The organism is Saccharopolyspora sp. NPDC003752, assembly GCF_053605825.1.
The window spans coordinates 89,763-109,345 of the sequence record NZ_JBSGJZ010000002.1 but is presented as its reverse complement, the minus strand read 5'-3'; the positions used below and the strand labels follow the sequence as shown (position 1 = coordinate 109,345).

Below are 19,583 nucleotides of genomic sequence, written 5' to 3'. Positions count from 1 at the left end.
GTACGGCCCAATCACCGCAGCGGCCGGGCCGGCGCAGGCCCGGACCGGAAGGAGGACCCGTGCCCGGTCTCGACACCTACCTGCAGGGCTGGCGACCCGAGCCGCTGGCGGAGGCGGACGCGCTGTCCCCCGAGCCGTCGCGGGCGCTGGCCGCGGTGCTGGAGACGCCGGCGGAGTTCGCCGATGCCGAGGCGCTGCCGCCGCTCTGGCATTGGGTGCACTTCCTGAGCTGGCCGCGGCACGACGAGCTCGGCCAGGACGGGCATCCGGCCGGCGGCCACTTCCTGCCGCCCATCCCCGACCGGCGCCGGATGTTCGCCGGCGGCCGCCTGGCGATCACCGGCCCGCTGCGGCTGGGCGTCCCCGCCGAGCGCACGTCGTCGTTGTCCGACGTGGTGACCAAGCAGGGCCGTTCCGGCGAGATGGCGTTCGTGACGGTGCGCGGCGAGTACCGGCAGGACGGCGAGGTCCGGTTCGTCGAGGAGCAGGACTTCGTCTACCGCAGCGGCGAAGGCGCCGCCAAGAGCCCGGACGCGCCGCGCCCCGCCTCGCTGCCCGCCTCGGACGCGGCATGGCAGCAGCCCTTCACCGGCGACCCGGTGCGACTGTTCCGGTTCAGCGCGCTGACCGCGAACTCGCACCGCATCCACTACGACGCGCCGTACGCGCGCGACGTCGAGGCATACCCGGGCCTGGTCGTGCACGGCCCGATCCTGGTGCTGCTGATGAGCGAGCTGGCCCGGCAGCGGGAGCCGGAACGCGAGATCGCGAGCATCGCCTACCGGCTGCGGCGCCCGGTGTTCGCCGGCGATCCGGTGCTGGTCTGCGGCGGGCCGGACGGGAACATGACCGTGCGGACCGAGCCGGACGAGGTGATGGCCGAGGCGGCGGTGACCTTCCGCTGACCCGCTTCGCCGCAGGTCAGCGGCGAGATGCGATCAAGGGGCGACCCTGCCAGACTAGAACGCGTGTTCGAGTACTTGCTTGCGCAATCACCTTCGCCCGAGCGGGGCCGAAGGCGGTGACCACGCAACGACAGCTCTACCAGCGCCGCGCCGACCACGACCGCATCGCGCAGGCCGCCGAGTCGGTCCGCCGCCACGCCCGCAGGCAGCAGGCCGAGAGCGCGGTCGGCCGCGCGCCGATCGTGCCCGCCGACAGGTACGTGCTGGTCGGCTTCCTGGACGAGCTGGCGCTCGCCGCCGGCCGCGGCCAGCTGCCCGCCGACGTCCTCAGGGTCGGCCTCGAACTGTGCGAGAAGCTCATCGCGGAAACGCGGCAGGAGGACCCCGGCTGATCGATCAGGCGGAGAAGCGGGCGACGTAGCGCTTCTGCCAGGGCGTCTCGACCGCGTGCGAGTTGTAGTGCTCCCGGACGTAGGCGACCGCCTCGCCCGCCGGGACGCCGTCGATGACTGCTAGGCAGGCCAGCGCCGTGCCGGTCCGGCCCCGCCCGCCGGCACACGCGAGCTCCACCCGCTCGGCATCGGCGCGTTCCCACGCTTCGCGCAGGACCTCGCGCGCCTGCGCCCGGTCGCCGGGCAGGCGGAAGTCCGGCCAGCGCAGCCAGCAGCTCTCCCACTCGACCTCCGGCGGCGGCTTGCCGAGCAGGTAGACGCCGAAGGACGGCGCCGCCCCGGAAGGCAGCGGATTTCGCAGGCCGCGCCCCCTGACGAGGCGGCCGGACGGCAACCGGAGCACTCCAGCCCCGGCGGGATCCCACAAATCACCCACCCGGCCACCCTACGCGGCGGGCGAACTACTCGTGGTGAGCCATCCGGATTCGCCCCTCGAGCACATCGCTGTCCACAGTGGCCAATCGGGATCCCCGTTGCCGCAGCGGGATCAGAGCCGCACTTCGCCCTGGATGCGGGTGACCGCCGCGCCGCCGACCCAGATGGTGCCGTCCGGGTCGCGATCGATCACGACGCGGCCGTCCGCGCCCACCGCGGTGCCCTGGTGGGCGGTGTAGTGCTCGGGGGCCTGCCCGGTGCCGATCAGCCACTGCGCGATCCCCGCGTTCAGGCTGCCGGTGACGGGATCTTCGATCACCCCGCTCGGCGCCGGGAAGAAGGCCCGCACCTCGAAGTCGTAGGGCGCACCCGCCGGATGCGGCCCGACAACGCCGATCTTGTGCGTTCCCGAGGGCAGCGGGACGTCCAGGACCGACTGCGCGCTGTCGAGCAGGACGGCAACCCATCCCGGCCCGTTGTCGACCCACTGCGCGTCGCGAATCGCTTCAGGCGCAAGGCTCAGCGCGCTCGCCAACTCGTCCCGAAGCCGCTCGTCGGCCGGGCCGGAGCGCAGCAGCGGCGGGGCGGCGAACGCGTATCCGGCATCGGTCCGGCGGACCTCGACGAGCCCCGCGGCGCACTCCTGGACGATCCGGTCCGGAACGGGACCCGGGCGGCTGCTCGCCCAGGCGTGGCAGCTGCCCAGGGTGGGATGCCCAGCGAAGGGCAGCTCGCCGGACGGCGTGAAGATCCGCACCCGGTAGTCGGCGCCGGACTCGGTCGGCGGCAGGAGGAACGTCGTCTCGGAGAGGTTCGTCCACCTGGCGAACCGCTGCATCATGTCGTCGCTCAGGCCTTCCGCGTTCAGCACGACCGCGAGCGGGTTGCCGGTGTAGGCGGGGCCTGCGAACACATCGACCTGGGCGAAAGGCCGCGCTGTAGCGCCAGAAGTTGTCACGCCTCCCATCCTCGCAGGAGCGCCGCCGCGCGCGGCGGCGACGTGTTGTAGGCGAGGGTGCCGCCCGCGTGCTGCAGGCTGCGCGCCAGCGCGGCGGCGTGATCTCCGGCCTGCGCCAGGTGCGGGCCGACGGTCGCCCAGCTCGCCAGGTCCCGGCGGGCCTGTTCGGCCAGGCGGCCGAGGAGTTCGGCGATCGCCGCCAGGTCGGCGAGGACGACGACCGGATCACCGGCCGCGCCGAGATCGGCGGCGCCCAGCGCGGTTCGGGCATTGGCGATGTGCTGTTGCGGGTTCATGCCGGTCGCCCCCTCGACGGCCCGACTTCGGCGAACACCCGAATGTTCCCGCGCACCCCTGACAATTTTCGCGATTCCCGCCGGCGGACCACTTCTCGGAGTGGTCCTGGTCCATCGCGGTGACTGTTTTCGCAGGCGTTGACCGGATTCCGCCGCCTCAGTATGGTCCAGACCACACTGCACTCCGGGGAAGGCCCAGTCGATGAGCGGTCGTCGACGGGCCGGTCTCCTCCCGCTCCTCCGGCGCCGAGCGCGGCTCCGCCGACCGCCGATCCGGATTTCGGGGGGTACGCCGGCCGGGAACACCGGCCGCACCGACAAGGAGCTGAGATGAACTCGAAGCGAAAGCTCGCCGCCGCTGCCGTCGGCGCGGCGATCGCGCCCTTCCTGGTGGCGATACCCACCAGCACCGCCGGCGCGCACGGCTACATCGACTCGCCGCCGAGCCGCCAGGCCCAGTGCGCCGCCGGGACGGTGCCCTGCGGCGAGATCAAGTGGGAGCCGCAGAGCGTCGAGGGCCCGAAGGGCCTGACCAGCTGCAGCGGCGGGAACGGCCGGTTCTCCGACCTCGACGACGACGGCAAGGGCTGGAAGGCCACGCAGGTCGGCAACACGGTGAACTTCAACTGGACGATCACCGCCAACCACTCCACCACGACGTGGGAGTACTTCATCGGCGGCAACCGGGTCGCGGTGTTCGACGACCACGGCGCCCAGCCGCCGGACCGCTTCTCCCACACCGTCGACCTCGGCGGGGTGAGCGGCCGCCAGAAGCTGCTCGCCGTCTGGAACATCGCCGACACCGCCAACGCCTTCTACGCCTGCGTCGACCTCAACGTGGGCTGACCGGCGAGGGGGCCCGTGCGCCTCCGGGGTGCCGCCCGGAGGCGCACGGGCACGTCAGCCCAGCAGTGCCGTGACGGCGAAAAGCACCGGCACCGAAAGGATCGTGGACAGCAGGATCGATTCGCGCGCCAGCCGCACGCCCACGTTGTAGCGCGAGGCGTAGACGAAGAGGTTCTGCGCCGCCGGGAGCGCGGAGACCACCACCGCCGCGAACAGCGTCGCGCCCTCCAGCCCGAACAGGCCCGCGCCGATCGCCCAGGCGATCACCGGGTGCACCACCGACTTCAGGCCCACCGACAGCAGAACCGGCCAGCGCTCCGCGCCGCCCGCGGGCAACGAGCTGCCGCGCAACGAGATGCCGAACGCCAGCAGCACCGTCGGCACGGACAGGTGCCCGAGCAGGGTGATCGGCTCCAGCACCGGGGCCGGAATCCGCCAGCCACTCAACGAGATCGCGACGCCGATCAGCGAGCAGATGACGATCGGGTTGCGGAACGGCGCGAGGATCCGCAGCCAGGCCGAGGAACGCTCCCCGCCCTGCGAGAAGTCGATCACGGTCAGCCCGATGGGCGTCATGACCAGCAGCTGGAACAGCATCACCGGCGCGATCAGGCTCGCGTCGCCGAGCACGTAAACGGCGATCGGGATGCCGAGGTTGCCGGCGTTGACGTAGCTGGAGCACAGCGCGCCGATGGTCGTGCGCCGGATGTTCCACCTGCGCAGCAGGCCGACCAGCACGAACAGGCCAGCCGCGGCGAACGTGCTCAGCGCGCTGACCAGCAGCGGGGTGGAGAAGATGATCGAGACGTCGGATTCCGAGAGCATTTGCAGCAGCAGCGCGGGAGTTCCGACGTAGAACGACAACCGGGTCAGCGCCTCGCGCGCGTTCTCGCCGAGCAGCTCACCGCGACCCAGCAGGTAGCCGATCAGCACGATGGCGGCGATGACGCCGAAGCCCTGGATCACACCGGACACGACGCCTCCGCTTCCCGGTGCGAGCGAATTCCACAGTGGACGATGATGGCGGCCGGGCGGCGCCGGGCCACCCGCTCTCGAGCGCGAGGCATGCTTCGTCTTCCGGGCTGGTTCCGACTGGTTGGTTAGCGATCCTAAGCGATCTAGGTCGCCGCTACCCCGCCGGAATGGCGATGCTCACAGCCGATCACGCGGCGTCGCCGGCCGGAATCTCCTCGAGAGGGCGGATGTCGGTGCGCCCGGTCGAACTGGGCGCACCGCCGGGCAGCTTCACCGCCTTCGTCAGCGGGCCCGGACTCCAAAGCCCCCAATGCGTTTCGCGGTGGACCTCCATCGCGGCCTCCGCCGGCAGCGCGTCCGCCTCGTAGGCGTCCACCAGGTACAGCGTGCCCCAGTCGCGGTGCAGGTCGCCCTTGAGATAGGTCGGCATCGTCCGCACGCTGCCCGCCACGTTGAGCCAGCCGAACGGGCCGCCGGCGCCCGGCGCCGACCAGCTCTGGCCCATGTCGCGCATGATCCCGCCGCCGGCCACCCGGAACCGCGGCAGCTCGGCGACCCCGTTGTGCAGGCGCGCCAGGTTCAGGCAGGGGTGCACCAGCGCGGCGGTCCACTCCACGAAGGTCGGCGCGTCGCCGACCACCTGCGTCATGCTGGTCAGCCGCGGCACGCGCGGCGCGCTGACGGCGATCCAGCCGCCGGAATCGATCTTGCGGTCCACGGCCACCACCCGGACCTTGGTCGCGTCGCTCACGACGAACCGGCGGTCGAACCACATGCCGCTGAGCTGGGCGACGTCGACGCGGCCCAGGATCTCGAAGCCCTCCGGGGTGTCCCGGCCCCATTCGACGCCGAGCGCGTTCACGCCCGTCGCGTCGCCGCCGAAGGACAGCACCACCGGGGCCTCGCCGCTGGTGGCCTGCGGGGGCAGGTCGAACCACGGGGTGCGCAGCTCGCCGGTGAGCGGCCCGTCTGCGGCGTAGGTGCCCCACACCGGCGCGTCGTCGCCGCCGAACCTGAACGGCGGGGTCCAGTGCTTGCCCTCCGGGTAGCCGAAGCGGTGGAAACCCGTTGCGGTGGCTGCGAGGTAGTCGCCGGACTTCTGCTCGGTGCGGCGGCTCGCCGACACCGCGCTCTCGGTCCGCGGCTGGATGTGCGACTGCGCCAGCACGCCGCTGCGCGGATCGGTCTCGACGCCGACGTAGTCGGAGAGCCCGCAGCTGGAACCGGCGAGCTGCTTGATGTTGTCCGCGCCGAGGCTGTAGCCGTCGCGCTGCCGCTGCATGCCCGCCGCGAACAGCGCCACCTCGCCGACCAGCAGGACCGCGCAGGTGAACGTCAGCGGGGCGGCGCCGAGGCTGAGCACCCGCCGCCGCGCCTCCGGCGTGATCACCGGCAGTTCGTCGTGCCGCAGGTGCTCGACCATGGCGACGATGCCGGCGATCGCCGCGGCCACCAGGAAGTACGTGCTCGCGCTGCGCCCGTCGAGGCTCGGCGCCCGGTCGAACCACGGCACGCCCCAGCCGGAGACGTACCACCACGAGTTCGTGCCGGTGACCGAGAACGCGCAGATGACCATGAGGCCGGCGAAGAACCCGGCCCTGTTGCGCCGGGACCGCAGCACCGCCTCGCTCGTCGCCAGCGCCGTCAGCGCGGCCACCACCGCGCCGATCCCGGCGAGCATCCCGAAGTGGTGCGTGTGCTTCGTCGGGGTCATGGCCAGCACCACGAAGCTCAGCGCGGCGACCGCCAGCACGCGGCGGCTCGGGCCGAGCGCGGCGCCCCGGATCTTGTGCCGGCGCAGCAGCACGACGCCGCTGGCCACGATGCACAGGATGAGCAGCAGCACGGGGAACCGGCGCGTCAGCGACCCGTCCGGCCACGGCCCGAACAGCCGGTCGTAGCGGCTGAGCTCCTCGAACCACTGCTCGTTCGGCCCGAACTTGGTCTTCAGCGCCACCGAATCCAGCACGGACTGCAGCGTCTGGTCAAAGAAGACGCCGACCAGGATCACCAGCCCGGCCGCCGCGACGGGAGCCAGCACCGGCAGCGCGCCGCGTTCCCGCACCCGCTGCCACAGCATCCGGAGCAGCGGCTTGGCGGCCACGACGAACGGCAGGATCGCGACCATGCCGTGCGGGTTCGCCCCCAGGCCCAGCGCCGCCGCGAGCAGCCCGAGCGCGGCGGGCGTCAGCCGCCGGGTGGCCACGGCGCGTTCGACCGCGCACAGCGCGAGCAGGAAGAACGCCACGACGACCGGTTCCGGGCGGAGGCCGTTGTTGTACGGCAGCCAGAAGGCCAGGAACACCGCGGCGGCGGCCCAGCCAGCGGACTCGCTGCGGCGCACCTGCTGCCCGAGCCGCGGCAGCACGCCGCGGCTGACGAGCAGCCAGCTGACGACGCCGAGGAACAACGCGGGCAACCGCACCCACGGCGTCGCGGGCGAGATCTGCACCCACAGCGCGTAGAGCTCGTAGAACCACCCGAACGGCGATTCCGGGTTGCCGAACCAGCGGAAGTAGTTGGTGACGTACCCGGCGCTGTCGGAGGCGCGCAGCATGGTCAGGATGTAGCCGTCGTCGGCGGTCATCGCACCGATCAACCACCACACGCCCAGCGCGCCGAGGACGACCACGTCGCGGACCTTCGGCCGCCACCACCGCTCGGGCGCCCAGCGCGGCGCGCGGCGGACCTCCATGCGCCGCAACGCCACCATCGAGCCGAGGAACGCCAGGACGGCCAGCACCATCACGGCGACCTTCAGCGGCGTCGCCTGGGTCGCGAAGCGGTTGTCCACCCGCGCCTCGAAGGACAGGCCGCGGACGTCGTCGGCCGCCGCGTCGAGCTGCGAGTAGATGCCGGTCAGCTGCGGCCGGGTGTCGCCGGGCACGGTGGCCAGCGCGACGCCGCCCACCGCGGCCTGCATGCCGGCGGCGTCCGAGCGCACCGAGATCGAGCAGTCGCCCGCCGGCAGCGCGGCGGTGCCGGCCTGATGCCCCCTGGACCACAGCGCGACCTGCCCGCCGTCGACCTGCAGCGTGAGCCCGGTCAGCCCGCCGTACTCCGATGACGGCGCGTTGGTGGCGACCAGCACGCCGGGGCCGTCGATGCGCGCGTCCAGGCTGCGCGCCGCCGCGCACGGCACCTCCGCCGCGAGCCACAGCGGCGCGTGCCCGACCAGCGGCGCCGACACCGGTTCGGTGCCCCGCGCGGTCGGCCACCGCAGCGTCGTGATTTCGTGCTCGACGGGCAGGAACGGCACCGCGAGCGCCAGCAGCGCGGAGAACAGGCCCAGCACGGCCGCCCAGCGGCGCGCCGATTTCGACGCCGGTCCACGACGCGTGACCTGCACGGACCGCTCAGTCACGCGACCGCCACCTCTGCTTTCCGAAAAGTCCCAACCCGAAGAGCTTAGAGAGGCGCGCCGACGAACCGACAACCGGCGGAACCTCTTCGCGCTATGCACCCGGACCGGTACGCAGCGCGATCCTCCCGCTGGCGCGGGTGGCTGTGAGGCGGTTCTCGGGGGCTGGGCTGTCCGGGTGGAAGCGGTCCACTGCGGACGACGCCTTCATTACCGTGATCAGCATGACTTTCACGTTGATCAAGGGCACTTTCCGGATCATCGGCGCCTCGCCCGACGGCGACTCGATCCGCTTCTACCCCACCGACCCGAAGGCGTTCGCCAAGGCGGGCCTGTCCGTGCGGCTGAACTCGCGCGGCGGCGCCCAGCTCCGATTAGAGGGCATCGACGCGCTGGAGACGCACTACCGGCCGCAGGCGCGCGGAAGCGAGATGTGGCACCAGCCGGCCGAACTGGCGAACGCCGCCTCGGAAGCGCTGCTGCGGCACCTGGGTTTCACCGCTTTCGAGCGCAACGACGATGGTGCGGTCACGGCGAGCACCCCCGAAGAGGCGCCCGGCCACATCCTGACCCGGTTCGCGGACAAGTACGGCCGGGCGGTGGCCTTCGCCTTCCCCGGCCGGCGACCGGGCCGCTCCACCGATGGCGGCGAAGTCCACCTGGACCCGAAGGGCCTGCAGGCGTCGGCGAACCACGCGCTGCTGACCGCGGGCCTGGTGTACCCGACCTTCTACTCCAAGCTGTTCCCCGACCTGCGCCAGAGCATGGCGGAGGCCGCGATCGCCGCCAGGGACGCGAAGCAGGGCGTGTGGGCGGCGGACGCGACGCTGGAAGGGCTGCGGGTGCGCTCCCGCGAGCAGCTCCAGGACGAGGCGGTGCTGCTGCCGAAGCTGTTCCGGCGGCTGGCCGACTACCTCGAACTGGAGGAGTCCGGCGGGGCGTCGCTGGGTGGCTTCGCCGAGTACCTCGACACCCGCGACGACCGGCTGTTCACGGTCCCCGACGGCCACGCCACCGAACTGGAGACCCTCGTCGAGGTCCGCCGCCAGAACATCCGCCTGACGGTCGAGCCGGAGCGGATCGTCTTCACCGAGGCCTGATCACCGGCCCATCCCGATCAACGCGTCGGCGACGTCCTGCACGACGGTGCGGGTGTTCACCGGTCGCGCGAGCCAGGTGGTCATCGCCAGCGACAGGTCCCGCAACCGCCGCCACGGCCAGTCGGGCAGCTGCTGCGCCGCGGTGTGCCTGCCGACCAGCACCGCGTCGGCCCGCGCCGCCTCGGCGCAGGCCCGCGCGTGCGCGACGAAGTGCTGGAACATCCACTGCGGGCGCACGTCCGCGGCGGTGGCCGCGGCCGTCAGGCTGTCCTGCTGGGTCGGCACCTGCTCGCGGGAGTGCACCAGCACCCGCAGCCCGTCGAGGTCGGCGAGCCGCCAGTCGTCGTCGCCGGCCAGCGGGTGCGTCGGCCGGACCGCGACTCCGAGCGGTTCCTGCCACAGCAGCTTGGAGTCGTACTCGGCCGGCGGCGCCTGGTGCACGATGCCGATGTCGAGCCGGCCCTGCCGCAGCAGCAGGAGCTGCTCGGTGCTGCCCGCTTCGCGGTAGTTCAGGTCACAGCGCGGCACCTCCCGTTGGAGCTCGCCGACGAGCCGCACCAGCCAGTCGTCCGGGACACCCGGCGGCACGCCGATCACCACGATCTCGCGCGGGGGCTGCGCCCCGGCGACGACGTCCCGGGTGGAGCGCTCCAGCGCGAGCAGCTGCCGGGCGTGCCCGAGCAGCGCCGAACCCGCCGCGGTGAGCGTCACGCCGCGCGGCGTCCGCTCGAACAGCGCCTGCCCGAGTTGCCGTTCGAGCGCCGCCATCTGCCGGGTCAGCGAAGGCTGCGAGACCAGGAGGTGTGCGGCGGCCTTGTTGAACGAGCCCTGCTCGGCGATCGCGAGGAAGTAGCGCAGCTGCCGAAAGTCCATGTCACCTCCCGGTTATAGCGCTGGAGCATAACTGGGGATACGCGTTAGGACTTGGACCGGGCTCAGCGGGATGGCTTCTAATGAGTCGGCGCGCCCCTCCGGCGCCGCACGAACAAGCGCAAGACGAGGAATTTCGATGAAGCTCGGCGTGTACTCGATCTGCCTGCCCGACCTGACCCCGGCGCAGGCGGTGTACGAGGCGAAGGCCGCCACTTATTCGGGAATCGAATGGCGCATCGGCACTCCGCCCGGCGACGCCGGGGTGCCGGACTTCTTCACCAACAACCGGTGCACCGTCGCACCGACGCACGACGCCGTCGCCCGCGCGGCTGCGCTGTGCGAAGCAGCCCAGCTGCACGTCATCGGGCTGGGCACCTATGTGGACACCGGAGACCTCGACGGCGTGGCGCACGGGATGTCGCTGGCCCGGGCTTGCGGCGCGCCGTGGATCCGCCTTCGCGCGCCGTGGCGCAACGACGAGCCGTTCAGCGACTTGTTCGCCCGCGCCGTCGAGTTCTTCTCCGGTGTCGAGCGGCTTTCCCGGCGGACCGGGGTTCGCGGGCTGCTGGAGATCCACCAGCGCAGCATCGCGCCGAGCGCTTCGCTGGCCGAAAGGCTGGTCTCGCGCTTCGACCCGGACTGCGTGGGCGTCATCTACGACGCCGGGAACCTGGTCCTCGAAGGCTACGAGGACCACCGGATGGCCGTGGAGCTGCTGGGCACGCACCTCGCGCACGTGCATGTGAAGAACGCCGCGTTCACCCGCCCCGACGGCGGCGGGGTCTGGCGGCCGCGGTGGACGCCGATCGACGACGGTGTGCTCGACGTGCCCGCGCTCCTGCGGGTGCTCGCCGATGCGGGCTACGACGGCTGGGTGTCCGTCGAGGACTTCAGCACCGACCGGGCACCGGTCGAGGCGCTCCGGCACAACGCGGAATTCCTGCGCCACCACGGCGATTTCGCGCACTGATCCAGTTCGACCCGAAGGATTCGGAAGAGATGAATGCTGCTGACCGGCGCGTTGCGCTGGTGACCGGTGGCGCCGGCGCGCTCGGCGCCGCGATCGCCGCCAGACTGGCCGCCGACGGCTCCGACGTGGTGCTGCTCGACGTGGACGCCGATGGCGTCGCGCGCGAGGCCGCCCGGTTGCGGTCCGGTACCGACCGCCGCGTCGAGGGCTGGGCCGCCGATGTGTCCGATGTGGATTCCGTTGAGCGCGCGATGGCGCGGTTGCGGGACGAGTTCGGCCGGCTCGACCAGCTGGTCAACAACGCCGCGGTCAACCGGCGCGCCGATCTGACTTCGGTCGGCCCGCGGGACTGGGATCCGGTGATGCGGGTCAACCTCTGGGGCCCGACGGCGTTGTGCCAGGCCGCCGTTCCGCTGTGGCGGGCCGCCGGGGCCGGCCGCGTCGTGAACATCTCCTCGCGGACCTGGCTCTCCGGCGGGCCGCTGGCCTACACGGCGTCCAAGGCGGGCGTGGTCGGCCTGACCCGCGCGCTCGCGCTGGAGCTGGCGCCGCTGGACGTCACCGTGAACGCGGTCGCCCCGAGCATGGTCGTGACCCCGTTCACCAGGCAGGGCCGCAGCGACGAGGAATTCGCGGAATTCCTCGCGCGCCACCAGAAGATGACGCCGATCCGGCGGCTGGCCACGCCCGAGGACGTGGCCAGCGCGGTCGCCTTCCTCGCCTCCCCGCAGGCGGGCTTCATCACCGGCGAGGTGCTGCACGTCTGCGGCGGCGCGCAGCTCGCTCCCGCCCCGTGAGCGGATCCAGCACCCGAACCCTCAACGTGGAGGAACCACTGTGACGACAACCCAAGACCAGCGGCCGGCCGTGGCCGTCGAACCGAGCAGGCGGCGCGCCTGGACCGTGCTGGCCGTGGTGGTGGCCTGCTCGGTGGTCGTGTTCCTGGACAAGGCCCTGCTGGGGCTGGTGGCGCAGCCGCTGAAGCAGGAGCTGCACCTCTCGTCGGCCGAGTTCGGCTCCATCAGCGGCGCGTCCTACCTGCTGTTCGGCATCACCTGCCTGGTCGTCGGCTTCCTCGCCGACCGAATCTCGCCGCGCTGGGTGCTGCTCGCGTGCGGGCTGATGTGGGCGCTCGGCCAGGTGCCCGCCCTGTTCGCGGTGACCGGCGGCGTGCTGTTCGCGAGCCGGCTGGCGGTCGGCGCGGCGGAAGGCCCGGCGCAGCCGATGTCGCACGTCACGGCGTACTCCTGGTTCCCCAACCACCGGCGCGGCCTGCCCGCGTCGCTGATCACCAGCGGCGCGGCCATCGCCAAGATCGCGTTCGCCCCGGTGGTCACGCTGATCATCGTCGCCTTCGGCTGGCGCGCCGGATTCGTCACGGTCGGGCTGCTCGCGCTGGTGTGGAGCGCGGCCTGGCTGGCCGTCGGCAAGATGGGGCCGTACTCCACCGCCTCGGAAATCGCCGCCGCGGCTCCCGCCGAACGCGTTCCGTGGCGTCGTTTCCTGTTCAGCGGCACGTTCATCGGCGCGCTGCTCGCCTACTTCACGCAGGGCGCGCTCGCCGCGGTGATCTTCACCTGGTTGCCGTCGTACTTCCAGCACGGGCTCGGGTTCTCCGCGGCGGTCTCCGGTTCGCTGTTCGGCCTGCCGAGCGCGATGGCGATCGTGGCGCTGCTGGCGGTGGGCGCGGTCAGCGACCGGATGCTGCGCCGGGGTGTGCGCTCCCGCGTCGCGCGGGGTTTGTTCGGCGGGGCGTGCCTGGTGCTCGCCGGGCTGGTGCTGTGCCTGCTTCCGTGGGTCCACAGCCCGGTGCTGGCCGTGATCACGCTGATGATCGGCTACGGCGTGTCCACCACCGTGCAGACGGTCAGCAACCCGGTGGTCGCCGAGATCGTGCCGCCGGGTCAGCGCGCCGGGGCCCTCGGTGTGCTGACCGCGCTGGGCACGAGCGCGGGCGTGCTGAGCCCGATCTTCACCGGCAAGCTGCTCGACGTGGCCGAAACCCCGCAGGCGGGCTACACGCTCGCGTTCCTGGTGTTCGGCGGTCTCGTCGCCCTCGGCGGGCTGTGCTTCGCGCTGCTGGTGAACCCGGAGCGCGATGTGCGGCGCATCGCCCGGTAGGGGGTTCCGCCTCGTGTCTCCGGCCGGGCGAGAATGGGCCGGTCGGAGCACCAGGGGGGATGTCGTGGGCGAGCGCAGCGGGGCGGGAGCGCCGAGCGTGGCCTCCAGGCTGTTCCGGATCCTGGAGACCTTCTCGCCGGAGCGGCCGTCCCTGACGCTGTCGGCGATCAGCCGCCAGAGCGGCCTGTCGCTGACCACGACGCACCGCCTGGTCGGCGAGCTCGCCGGGTGGGGCGCGCTGGAACGCGACGACGACGGCTGCTACCGCATCGGCCTGCGGATCTACGAGCTCGCCGCGCTGACGCCGCGCGGCACGTTCCTGCGCGAGGTCGCCATGCCGTTCCTCGGCGACCTCTACGAGGCCACCCGGCAGAACGCGCAGCTCGGCGTCCTCGACGGCCACGAGGTCGTCTACCTGGAGCGCATTTCCGGACGGGATGCCGTGCCGGTGGTGTCCCGGCCGGGCGGCAGGCTGCCGCTGCACGCCACCGGCGTCGGCCTCGTCCTGCTCGCGCACGCCGACCGCGAGTTGCAGGAGGCGGTGCTGGAAGGGCCGCTGAAGCGGTTCACGGATCTGACGCTCGCCGACCCGCGACGGCTGCGCGGGGTGCTGGCCGACGTCCGCAAGAACGGCTTCGCGATCAGCGACCGGCAGATCGAGTTGTCCACCCTCTCGGTGGCGGCCCCGGTCCGCGGCGATGCGGACAACGTGATCGCGGCGCTGTCCCTGGTCGTCCCGGCCGAGACCAGCGACCCGATGACGCTGGTCCCGGTGGTCCGGGCGGCCGCCCGCGGTCTCTCCCGGGCCCTCGGCTCTCCCCGAGCCGCAGCCCTGCCCCCGACGGCCACCCACGAACGCTCCGGGCCGTGAGTCCCCGCCACGGCCCGGAGGACCAGCGGTCGCGGACGTGCTCGAAGTGCCCCACCCGTGACCCTGATTCCCGACCAGCCGCGCCGGCGGCACCGGGTCACCCCCGCCGGCGACGTCCGGTGCGCATCGACGGTGTCCGCAGCGGCGACGCCTCGCGCTACTCCCAGCTGGCGCGGTGACCGGCTGAGCGGCTGAACACCCACAGCCGCATCACGGCGAAGCGGGTGGTGCCGCCGATGACGCTCAGCGCGGCGACAGCGGCGGCCTCCGCGACGCTGGAGGGATCTTCGACGGCCAGCCCGAGCAGGCCCAGCGCGATGTTGTTGGACACGCAGTAGAAGGCGAACACCGCGAGGGTCTGCAGGTGCATCCGGGCCCGGTGCTCATCGCGGGCGGCGAACGCGAAGTGCCGGTGCGCCGCACTGCTGGCCGCGGTCGTGATCAGCAGCGAGCAGAAGTTCGACGCACCAACCGGGAAGATGCCCCGCAGCAGCACGTAGAGCACCGCGTTCGCCGCGGTGGCGAGCACGCCGACGACGGCGAACAGCGCGGCCTGGCCAACGACGTCGTCGCGCTTGGCCGGGCGAATCCGATCGACCGCACCGGGGGTGACCGCCTTCGGTTCGCGCGCAGCCACGCCCTTCATCGACCCCACTCCAACGCGACGGTTCAGATCTGCGGTCAAGCTAGTTCGGCCGTGCGGGAGGGCCGCATGAACAACCTGGGAGAACGCTGGGAACGGCGGCCGCCCTCCCGGGCCCACCGGTGCATGTGACCCATTGTGATCGACTCGTCACAGATCATGATTCGACCGATCTGGTGATCTTGGGGCCGACGAGCGAGGACGCCGTTCGGCGGCGGACCGATCGCGATCCGGCCCCTTGACTCCGGCCGACCGGACACGCACACTCCCAGAAATTTGCGAAGTATACTTCCACATTGAGGAATTGGGAGGCCGACGTGGCTCAGCCAGCGTCGCCGGTCCGGCGCGGCCGCGTGTCGAGGGTGCTGTCCTCGCTGTTCGTCCAGGTGCTCATCGCAGCCGTCATCGGCATCGCAGTCGGCCACTTCTGGCCCGAGTTCGGCGGTGCCCTCAAACCGATCGGCGACGGGTTCATCCGGCTGATCAAGATGGTGATCGCGCCGCTGATCTTCTGCGTGGTCGTGGTCGGCATCGCCAAGGCCGGGGACATGCGTTCGGTCGGGCGGATCGGGCTCAAGGCGCTGATCTACTTCGAGGTGGTCACCACCGCCGCCCTCGCCCTCGGCCTCGTCGCCGGCAACCTCGTCCAGCCCGGCGCGGGGCTGGACATCGACCCGGCGACGCTGGACACCTCCGGCGTGACCGCCAAGACGCACGGCGAGCAGATGCCCGGTCCGGCCGAGTTCGTGCTGCACATGATCCCGGAGAGCGCGGTGGCGGCCTTCGCCGACAACGAGCTGCTGCAGGTCCTTCTGCTGGCGGTGCTGTTCGCCGCCGGGCTGCTGCACATCGGGATCGGGCGCGCGCCGCAGGTGTTCGCCTTCATCGAGCAGACCGGCGAGATCATCTTCAAGATCATCGGCTACGTGATGCGGCTGGCCCCGATCGCGGTGTTCGGCTCGATGGCCTACCTCATCGGCCAGTACGGGCTGTCCTCGCTGAGCACCTACGCCACCCTGATCGGCGCCTGCTACGGCGCGGCACTGCTGTTCTGCGTCGTGCTCGGCGCGCTGCTCAAGGCCTTCACGGGCTTGAGCATCCTGAAGTTCCTGCGCTACACGCGGGAGGAATTCGCGCTGGCCATCGGCACCGCGTCCAGCGAGGTCGTGATGCCGCGGATCATGGAGAAGCTCGAACGCGCGGGCTGCCGCAAGGAAGCGGTCGGACTCGTCATCCCGACCGGGTACTCGTTCAACCTCGACGGCGCGTCCATCTACCTGTCGCTGGCGACGCTGTTCATGGCCCAGGCCGTCGGCGTGGACCTCACCATCGGGCAGCAGATCACCGTGGTGCTGGTGCTGATCCTCACCTCCAAGGGCATGGCCGGCATCCCCGGCTCGGCGTTCATCGCGCTGTCCGCGACGGCCTCGGCGGTCGGCGTCATCCCGGTGGCCGCGGTCGCCCTGATGCTCGGCGCGGACCGGATCATGGACACCATGCGGGTGGTGACCAACCTGCTGGGCAACTGCGTGGCGACGTTCATCGTGTCCAAGTGGGACGGAGCGCTCGATCGCGACCGGGCCGTCGCCACCCTCGCCGACCCGGCGTCCGCACCCCCGCTCCCCCGCGAGGAGGACGAACCCGCCAAGGCCTGACCTGTCCGCGCCGGGCGCGTGTCGGGGCGGGCTCCGGTGGGTATTGCCGAGGCGGGCGACGCGGGGAGGTCCGGGTGGAACTCGTCGAGGAGACGCCGTACCGGTTCCGGATCGAACGGCACGGCGAGATGCGCGTGCCGGGGGTCGTCTTCGCCTCGCGGCGGCTGTTGCCGCCGAAGGGCGACGGCGCGCTCGACCAGGTCGTGAACGTCGCGACGCTGCCCGGCATCGTCGGCGCGTCCTACGCCATGCCGGACATGCACTGGGGCTACGGGTTCCCGATCGGCGGCGTCGCCGCCACCGATGTCCGCGCCGGCGGCGTCGTCTCGCCCGGCGGCGTCGGCTTCGACATCTCCTGCGGGGTGCGGCTGCTGGCCGCCGAGCTGGACCGGTCGGACTTCCGCCGCGTGGCGGAGCGGATCATGAACGGGCTCAGCCGGGCGACGCCTCGCGGGGCGGGTCGCGGCGCGGTGTGGGAACTGCCCCGCGAGGCTCTCGAACGAGTGCTGGAAGAGGGTTGCCACTACGCCGTCGCGCGCGGGCGCGGCACGCCGCGCGACCTGGAGCGCTGCGAGGACGGCGGCGTGATGGCCGACGCGGAGCCGGGGCGGGTGAGCGCGCGGGCGCGGGACCGCGGCCTGGGGCAGCTCGGCAGCCTGGGTTCCGGCAACCACTTCCTGGAGGTCCAGGCCGTCGCCGAGATCTACGACGAGGGCATCGCCGGGGTGTTCGGGCTCCGCCTCGACCAGCTGTGCGTGATGATCCACTGCGGTTCGCGCGGGCTGGGCCACCAGATCTGCACCGACCACCTGCGGAGCATGGACGAGAGCATGGCCGATCACGGCCTGGTCGTGCCCGACCGGCAACTGGCCTGCACGCCGGTCGACTCGCCGGCCGGCCGCGCCTACCTCGGCGCGATGGCGGCCGCGGCGAACTACGCCCGCGCGAACCGGCACGTGCTCGGCGTGGCCGCCGGCGAGGTGCTGGAGAAGGTGACCGGCTGCGGTCTCGACCTGGTCTACGACATCTCGCACAACCTCGCCAAGATCGAGGCGCACGAGGTGGCGGGCCGGCGGCGAACGCTGTGCGTCCACCGCAAGGGCGCGACGCGGGCGCTGCCGCCCGGGCACCCGGAACTGCCGCCGGGCTTGCGGGAGGCGGGGCAGCCGGTGCTGATCCCCGGCTCGATGGGCACCGCGTCGTACGTGCTCGCGGGCGTGCCGACCGGCGACGCGTTCTTCTCGACGTGCCACGGCGCGGGGCGCACGCAGAGCCGTCACCAGGCGGTCCGCACCATCGATGCCCACCGGCTGCGCCGCGAGCTGGAGCACGACGGCATCGTCGTGCGCGGCAGCTCCGCTCGCGGGCTGGCCGAGGAGGCGCCGACCGCCTACAAGGACGTCGATGCGGTCGTCGCCGTCGCCGAGGGAGCCGGGTTGTGCCGCCGGATCGCCAGGCTCGTGCCGCTGGGCGTGGTGAAGGGGTGACCGGCGGCTTCCGCTTCCTGCCGCACACCGCCGACATCCGGTTCGAGGCGTGGGGCTCGACGCGGGACGACTGCCTGGCCGCCGCGGCCCGCGCCCTGGTGGCCTCCTTCGCCGAATTCCCCGCGGGCGCGCCGGAAAGCACCAGAACAGCCGAACTCGCCGGCACCGACGAGCAGCTCCTGCTCGCGGTGCTCGACGAGATCATCTACCTGCTGGACGCCGAGGGCGTGGTGCCGCTGGACATCGGCGTCGCGCCGCGGCCCGCCGGAATCGCGCTGGAGCTGGGCGTTGTCGCCGTGGCGCGGGCGGAGATCGTCGGCGCGACACCCAAAGCCGTTGCGCTGCACGGCCTGCACATCGGCCACGGCGACCGGGGATGGCGTTGCGCCGCGACCGTCGACGTCTGAGCCGCTCAGTCCTCGGAGAGGAAGCGGAGGTAGCGGGCGGCGGAGCGCTGGACGATCTCGTGCGCACCAGTGGGGATCACCGTGTCCCACCACGCGCCGTAGAGCGCGTCGAAGCGGTAGGGTTCGAGCATCTTCGCGGCGCGGCGGACGACGTTCGGGCGTTCCGGGATCAGGTTGGGGTAGCTGTACATGAAGGCCACGTGCTCGCGGTCCGGGATGACCTGCACGATGTCGCCGGTGAACAGCTTCCCGTCGCCGTGGTCCCAGTGCAGCACCGTGCCGCCGGCGAAGTGCACGCCGAGGTTGATCAGGGTGAGCCCGGGAGCGAGCTCGCTGGTGGTGCCCTCCCACAGCCGGATCGCCGGGTCCGGGCGGCCGATCCACTGCTGGTCGTTGGCGTGCAGGTGCACCGGCACGTCGAAGGCGCGGGCCCACTCGACCATCGTGGTGTAGTAGTGCGGGTGGCTGATCGCGATGCCGATCAGGCCCCCGAGGTCGTTGATGGTGCGGATGATCTCGTCGTCCAAATAGGACACGCAGTCCCAGAGCACGTTGCCCGCTTCGGTGCGCAGCAGCAGCGCCCGCTGGCCGATGGCGAACCTCGGCTCGCAGCCGATCCCGAGCACCTCGCCCTCCTCGCGGATCAGCGCGGTGCGGCCGTCCGCGCGCACCCCTGCGAGGTCCGTCCACTGCTGACCGCCCGGCGGCACGTACTGGCGTTCGTCCTCGCAGATCGGGCAGTCCGGCCGGGGCCGGGCGTACTGCGTGCCGCAGGTGGCGCAGATCGGCATCGCGGTCATGGTCGTTGCGGTCCCTTCGTCCTCTGACGTGCGAGCAGTCAGGTTACCGCGCGGTATCCGCCGCGCGGACCGGAGAATCCGGCGGCACCGCCACCACGGCGTCACCACGCAGGGTCACCGTCCCGTCGGCCAGCACGACCGCCAGGTCCAGGTGCGCGCGACGCTCGCGGCCGACGTCCTCGAACCCGGTGACCTCGCCCGTGCAGGTCGGCCGGCCGTGGACCGGGGTGATCGCGACGAAGCGCACCGAGAACGACCGCAGCGCCGACTGCGGCACCCAGCCGGTCAGCAGCCTCCCCAGGTAGGCCATGGACAGCATGCCGTGGGCGAAGACGTCGTCGAAGCCCGCGCTGCGCGCGTTGTCCAGGTCGATGTGGATCGGGTTGTGGTCGCCGGAAGCCCCCGCGAACAGCGCGAGCCCGGCGCGGCTGATGGGCGGCAGGCTCAGGGGCGGCAACTCGACGGTCGTTTCCTCGGCCATGCCGCCC

General features: G+C 72.1%; 20 protein-coding genes. 11 read left to right on the top strand and 9 right to left on the bottom strand.

Translation table 11 applies throughout. The features are described from left to right. Positions 1 to 59: 59 nt before the first annotated feature. Entirely contained in the window at positions 60 to 905 is an 846-nt protein-coding gene (locus ACWEV3_RS03355; RefSeq protein ID WP_452612333.1) for a hypothetical protein, read from the top strand. A 116-nt stretch (positions 906 to 1,021) separates the two neighbouring features. After that, positions 1,022 to 1,297, top strand: a complete 276-nt coding sequence (locus ACWEV3_RS03350; protein ID WP_452612332.1) for a hypothetical protein — start codon at positions 1,022 to 1,024, stop codon at positions 1,295 to 1,297. Between the two features lie 4 nt (positions 1,298 to 1,301). Here ACWEV3_RS03350 and ACWEV3_RS03345 read toward each other — a convergent pair whose 3' ends face one another. The 3 genes from ACWEV3_RS03345 to ACWEV3_RS03335 all read right to left on the bottom strand — a co-directional run bounded on the left by ACWEV3_RS03345 (position 1,302) and on the right by ACWEV3_RS03335 (position 2,986). Next, positions 1,302 to 1,733 carry a protein-tyrosine phosphatase family protein gene (locus tag ACWEV3_RS03345; protein WP_452612331.1) on the bottom strand — a complete coding sequence of 144 codons (432 nt, stop codon included), beginning with the start codon at positions 1,731 to 1,733 and terminating at the stop codon, positions 1,302 to 1,304. A 111-nt stretch (positions 1,734 to 1,844) separates the two neighbouring features. Continuing rightward, positions 1,845 to 2,690 (bottom strand): PhzF family phenazine biosynthesis protein, encoded by an 846-nt coding sequence (locus ACWEV3_RS03340; RefSeq protein ID WP_452612330.1) that lies wholly within the window; start codon positions 2,688 to 2,690, stop codon positions 1,845 to 1,847. Further along, positions 2,687 to 2,986 carry a hypothetical protein gene (locus tag ACWEV3_RS03335; RefSeq protein ID WP_452612329.1) on the bottom strand — a complete coding sequence of 100 codons (300 nt, stop codon included), beginning with the start codon at positions 2,984 to 2,986 and terminating at the stop codon, positions 2,687 to 2,689. The genes ACWEV3_RS03340 and ACWEV3_RS03335 overlap by 4 nt, the downstream gene beginning before the upstream one ends. 330 nt (positions 2,987 to 3,316) lie before the next feature. Between ACWEV3_RS03335 and ACWEV3_RS03330 the strand changes: the two genes are divergently transcribed. Beyond that, the gene (locus ACWEV3_RS03330) at positions 3,317 to 3,832 is read left to right on the top strand and encodes a lytic polysaccharide monooxygenase auxiliary activity family 9 protein (RefSeq protein WP_358574220.1); all 516 of its coding nucleotides are present in this window, start codon (positions 3,317 to 3,319) and stop codon (positions 3,830 to 3,832) included. 54 nt (positions 3,833 to 3,886) lie between these two features. Here ACWEV3_RS03330 and ACWEV3_RS03325 read toward each other — a convergent pair whose 3' ends face one another. Both ACWEV3_RS03325 and ACWEV3_RS03320 read right to left on the bottom strand, forming a co-directional pair. Further along, positions 3,887 to 4,807: an AEC family transporter gene (locus tag ACWEV3_RS03325; RefSeq protein ID WP_452612328.1), complete on the bottom strand. Its 921-nt coding sequence runs from the start codon at positions 4,805 to 4,807 to the stop codon at positions 3,887 to 3,889. 187 nt (positions 4,808 to 4,994) lie between these two features. After that, positions 4,995 to 8,171 (bottom strand): arabinosyltransferase domain-containing protein, encoded by a 3,177-nt coding sequence (locus tag ACWEV3_RS03320; protein ID WP_452612327.1) that lies wholly within the window; start codon positions 8,169 to 8,171, stop codon positions 4,995 to 4,997. 221 nt (positions 8,172 to 8,392) lie between these two features. Between ACWEV3_RS03320 and ACWEV3_RS03315 the strand changes: the two genes are divergently transcribed. Then, positions 8,393 to 9,268, top strand: coding sequence for a nuclease (locus ACWEV3_RS03315; protein WP_452612326.1), 876 nt, complete (start codon positions 8,393 to 8,395; stop codon positions 9,266 to 9,268). Here ACWEV3_RS03315 and ACWEV3_RS03310 read toward each other — a convergent pair whose 3' ends face one another. Next, the gene (locus ACWEV3_RS03310) at positions 9,269 to 10,141 is read right to left on the bottom strand and encodes a LysR family transcriptional regulator (RefSeq protein WP_452612325.1); all 873 of its coding nucleotides are present in this window, start codon (positions 10,139 to 10,141) and stop codon (positions 9,269 to 9,271) included. 136 nt (positions 10,142 to 10,277) lie between these two features. Between ACWEV3_RS03310 and ACWEV3_RS03305 the strand changes: the two genes are divergently transcribed. The 4 genes from ACWEV3_RS03305 to ACWEV3_RS03290 all read left to right on the top strand — a co-directional run bounded on the left by ACWEV3_RS03305 (position 10,278) and on the right by ACWEV3_RS03290 (position 14,103). Beyond that, positions 10,278 to 11,111 carry a sugar phosphate isomerase/epimerase family protein gene (locus ACWEV3_RS03305; RefSeq protein WP_452612324.1) on the top strand — a complete coding sequence of 278 codons (834 nt, stop codon included), beginning with the start codon at positions 10,278 to 10,280 and terminating at the stop codon, positions 11,109 to 11,111. 29 nt (positions 11,112 to 11,140) lie between these two features. Further along, positions 11,141 to 11,908: an SDR family NAD(P)-dependent oxidoreductase gene (locus ACWEV3_RS03300; RefSeq protein WP_452612323.1), complete on the top strand. Its 768-nt coding sequence runs from the start codon at positions 11,141 to 11,143 to the stop codon at positions 11,906 to 11,908. 40 nt (positions 11,909 to 11,948) lie between these two features. Continuing rightward, on the top strand, positions 11,949 to 13,232 hold the full coding sequence (locus tag ACWEV3_RS03295; RefSeq protein ID WP_452612322.1) for an MFS transporter: 1,284 nt from the start codon (positions 11,949 to 11,951) through the stop codon (positions 13,230 to 13,232). A 64-nt stretch (positions 13,233 to 13,296) separates the two neighbouring features. After that, positions 13,297 to 14,103: an IclR family transcriptional regulator gene (locus ACWEV3_RS03290; RefSeq protein WP_452612321.1), complete on the top strand. Its 807-nt coding sequence runs from the start codon at positions 13,297 to 13,299 to the stop codon at positions 14,101 to 14,103. A 157-nt stretch (positions 14,104 to 14,260) separates the two neighbouring features. Here ACWEV3_RS03290 and ACWEV3_RS03285 read toward each other — a convergent pair whose 3' ends face one another. Further along, positions 14,261 to 14,749 carry a GtrA family protein gene (locus ACWEV3_RS03285; RefSeq protein WP_452612320.1) on the bottom strand — a complete coding sequence of 163 codons (489 nt, stop codon included), beginning with the start codon at positions 14,747 to 14,749 and terminating at the stop codon, positions 14,261 to 14,263. A gap of 314 nt (positions 14,750 to 15,063) precedes the next feature. Here ACWEV3_RS03285 and dctA point away from each other — a divergent pair, with 314 nt between their 5' ends. The 3 genes from dctA to ACWEV3_RS03270 all read left to right on the top strand — a co-directional run bounded on the left by dctA (position 15,064) and on the right by ACWEV3_RS03270 (position 18,295). Beyond that, complete coding sequence (gene dctA, locus ACWEV3_RS03280) at positions 15,064 to 16,401, top strand: C4-dicarboxylate transporter DctA (protein WP_358574241.1); 1,338 nt, start codon at positions 15,064 to 15,066, stop codon at positions 16,399 to 16,401. A gap of 74 nt (positions 16,402 to 16,475) precedes the next feature. Further along, entirely contained in the window at positions 16,476 to 17,888 is a 1,413-nt protein-coding gene (locus ACWEV3_RS03275) for an RtcB family protein (protein ID WP_452612319.1), read from the top strand. Next, entirely contained in the window at positions 17,885 to 18,295 is a 411-nt protein-coding gene (locus ACWEV3_RS03270) for an archease (RefSeq protein ID WP_132483773.1), read from the top strand. Before ACWEV3_RS03275 ends, ACWEV3_RS03270 begins: the two co-directional genes overlap by 4 nt. 5 nt (positions 18,296 to 18,300) lie before the next feature. Here the strand turns inward: ACWEV3_RS03270 and ACWEV3_RS03265 are convergent, their stop codons facing one another. Together ACWEV3_RS03265 and ACWEV3_RS03260 are read right to left on the bottom strand one after the other, a co-directional pair. Next, entirely contained in the window at positions 18,301 to 19,095 is a 795-nt protein-coding gene (locus tag ACWEV3_RS03265; RefSeq protein WP_452612318.1) for an MBL fold metallo-hydrolase, read from the bottom strand. A 43-nt stretch (positions 19,096 to 19,138) separates the two neighbouring features. After that, positions 19,139 to 19,576 (bottom strand): MaoC/PaaZ C-terminal domain-containing protein, encoded by a 438-nt coding sequence (locus ACWEV3_RS03260; protein ID WP_452612317.1) that lies wholly within the window; start codon positions 19,574 to 19,576, stop codon positions 19,139 to 19,141. Positions 19,577 to 19,583: the final 7 nt, after the last annotated feature.

What these genes read in the sequence shown, in the direction of transcription:
- ACWEV3_RS03335 (WP_452612329.1), bottom strand. Translation starts at nt 2,986, where the DNA reads ATGAACCCGCAACAGCACATCGCCAATGCCCGAACCGCGCTGGGCGCC.
- ACWEV3_RS03330 (WP_358574220.1), top strand. Translation starts at nt 3,317, where the DNA reads ATGAACTCGAAGCGAAAGCTCGCCGCCGCTGCCGTCGGCGCGGCGATC.
- ACWEV3_RS03315 (WP_452612326.1), top strand. Translation starts at nt 8,393, where the DNA reads ATGACTTTCACGTTGATCAAGGGCACTTTCCGGATCATCGGCGCCTCG.
- ACWEV3_RS03310 (WP_452612325.1), bottom strand. Translation starts at nt 10,141, where the DNA reads ATGGACTTTCGGCAGCTGCGCTACTTCCTCGCGATCGCCGAGCAGGGC.
- ACWEV3_RS03305 (WP_452612324.1), top strand. Translation starts at nt 10,278, where the DNA reads ATGAAGCTCGGCGTGTACTCGATCTGCCTGCCCGACCTGACCCCGGCG.
- ACWEV3_RS03300 (WP_452612323.1), top strand. Translation starts at nt 11,141, where the DNA reads ATGAATGCTGCTGACCGGCGCGTTGCGCTGGTGACCGGTGGCGCCGGC.
- ACWEV3_RS03285 (WP_452612320.1), bottom strand. Translation starts at nt 14,749, where the DNA reads ATGAAGGGCGTGGCTGCGCGCGAACCGAAGGCGGTCACCCCCGGTGCG.
- ACWEV3_RS03265 (WP_452612318.1), bottom strand. Translation starts at nt 19,095, where the DNA reads ATGACCGCGATGCCGATCTGCGCCACCTGCGGCACGCAGTACGCCCGG.
- ACWEV3_RS03260 (WP_452612317.1), bottom strand. Translation starts at nt 19,576, where the DNA reads ATGGCCGAGGAAACGACCGTCGAGTTGCCGCCCCTGAGCCTGCCGCCC.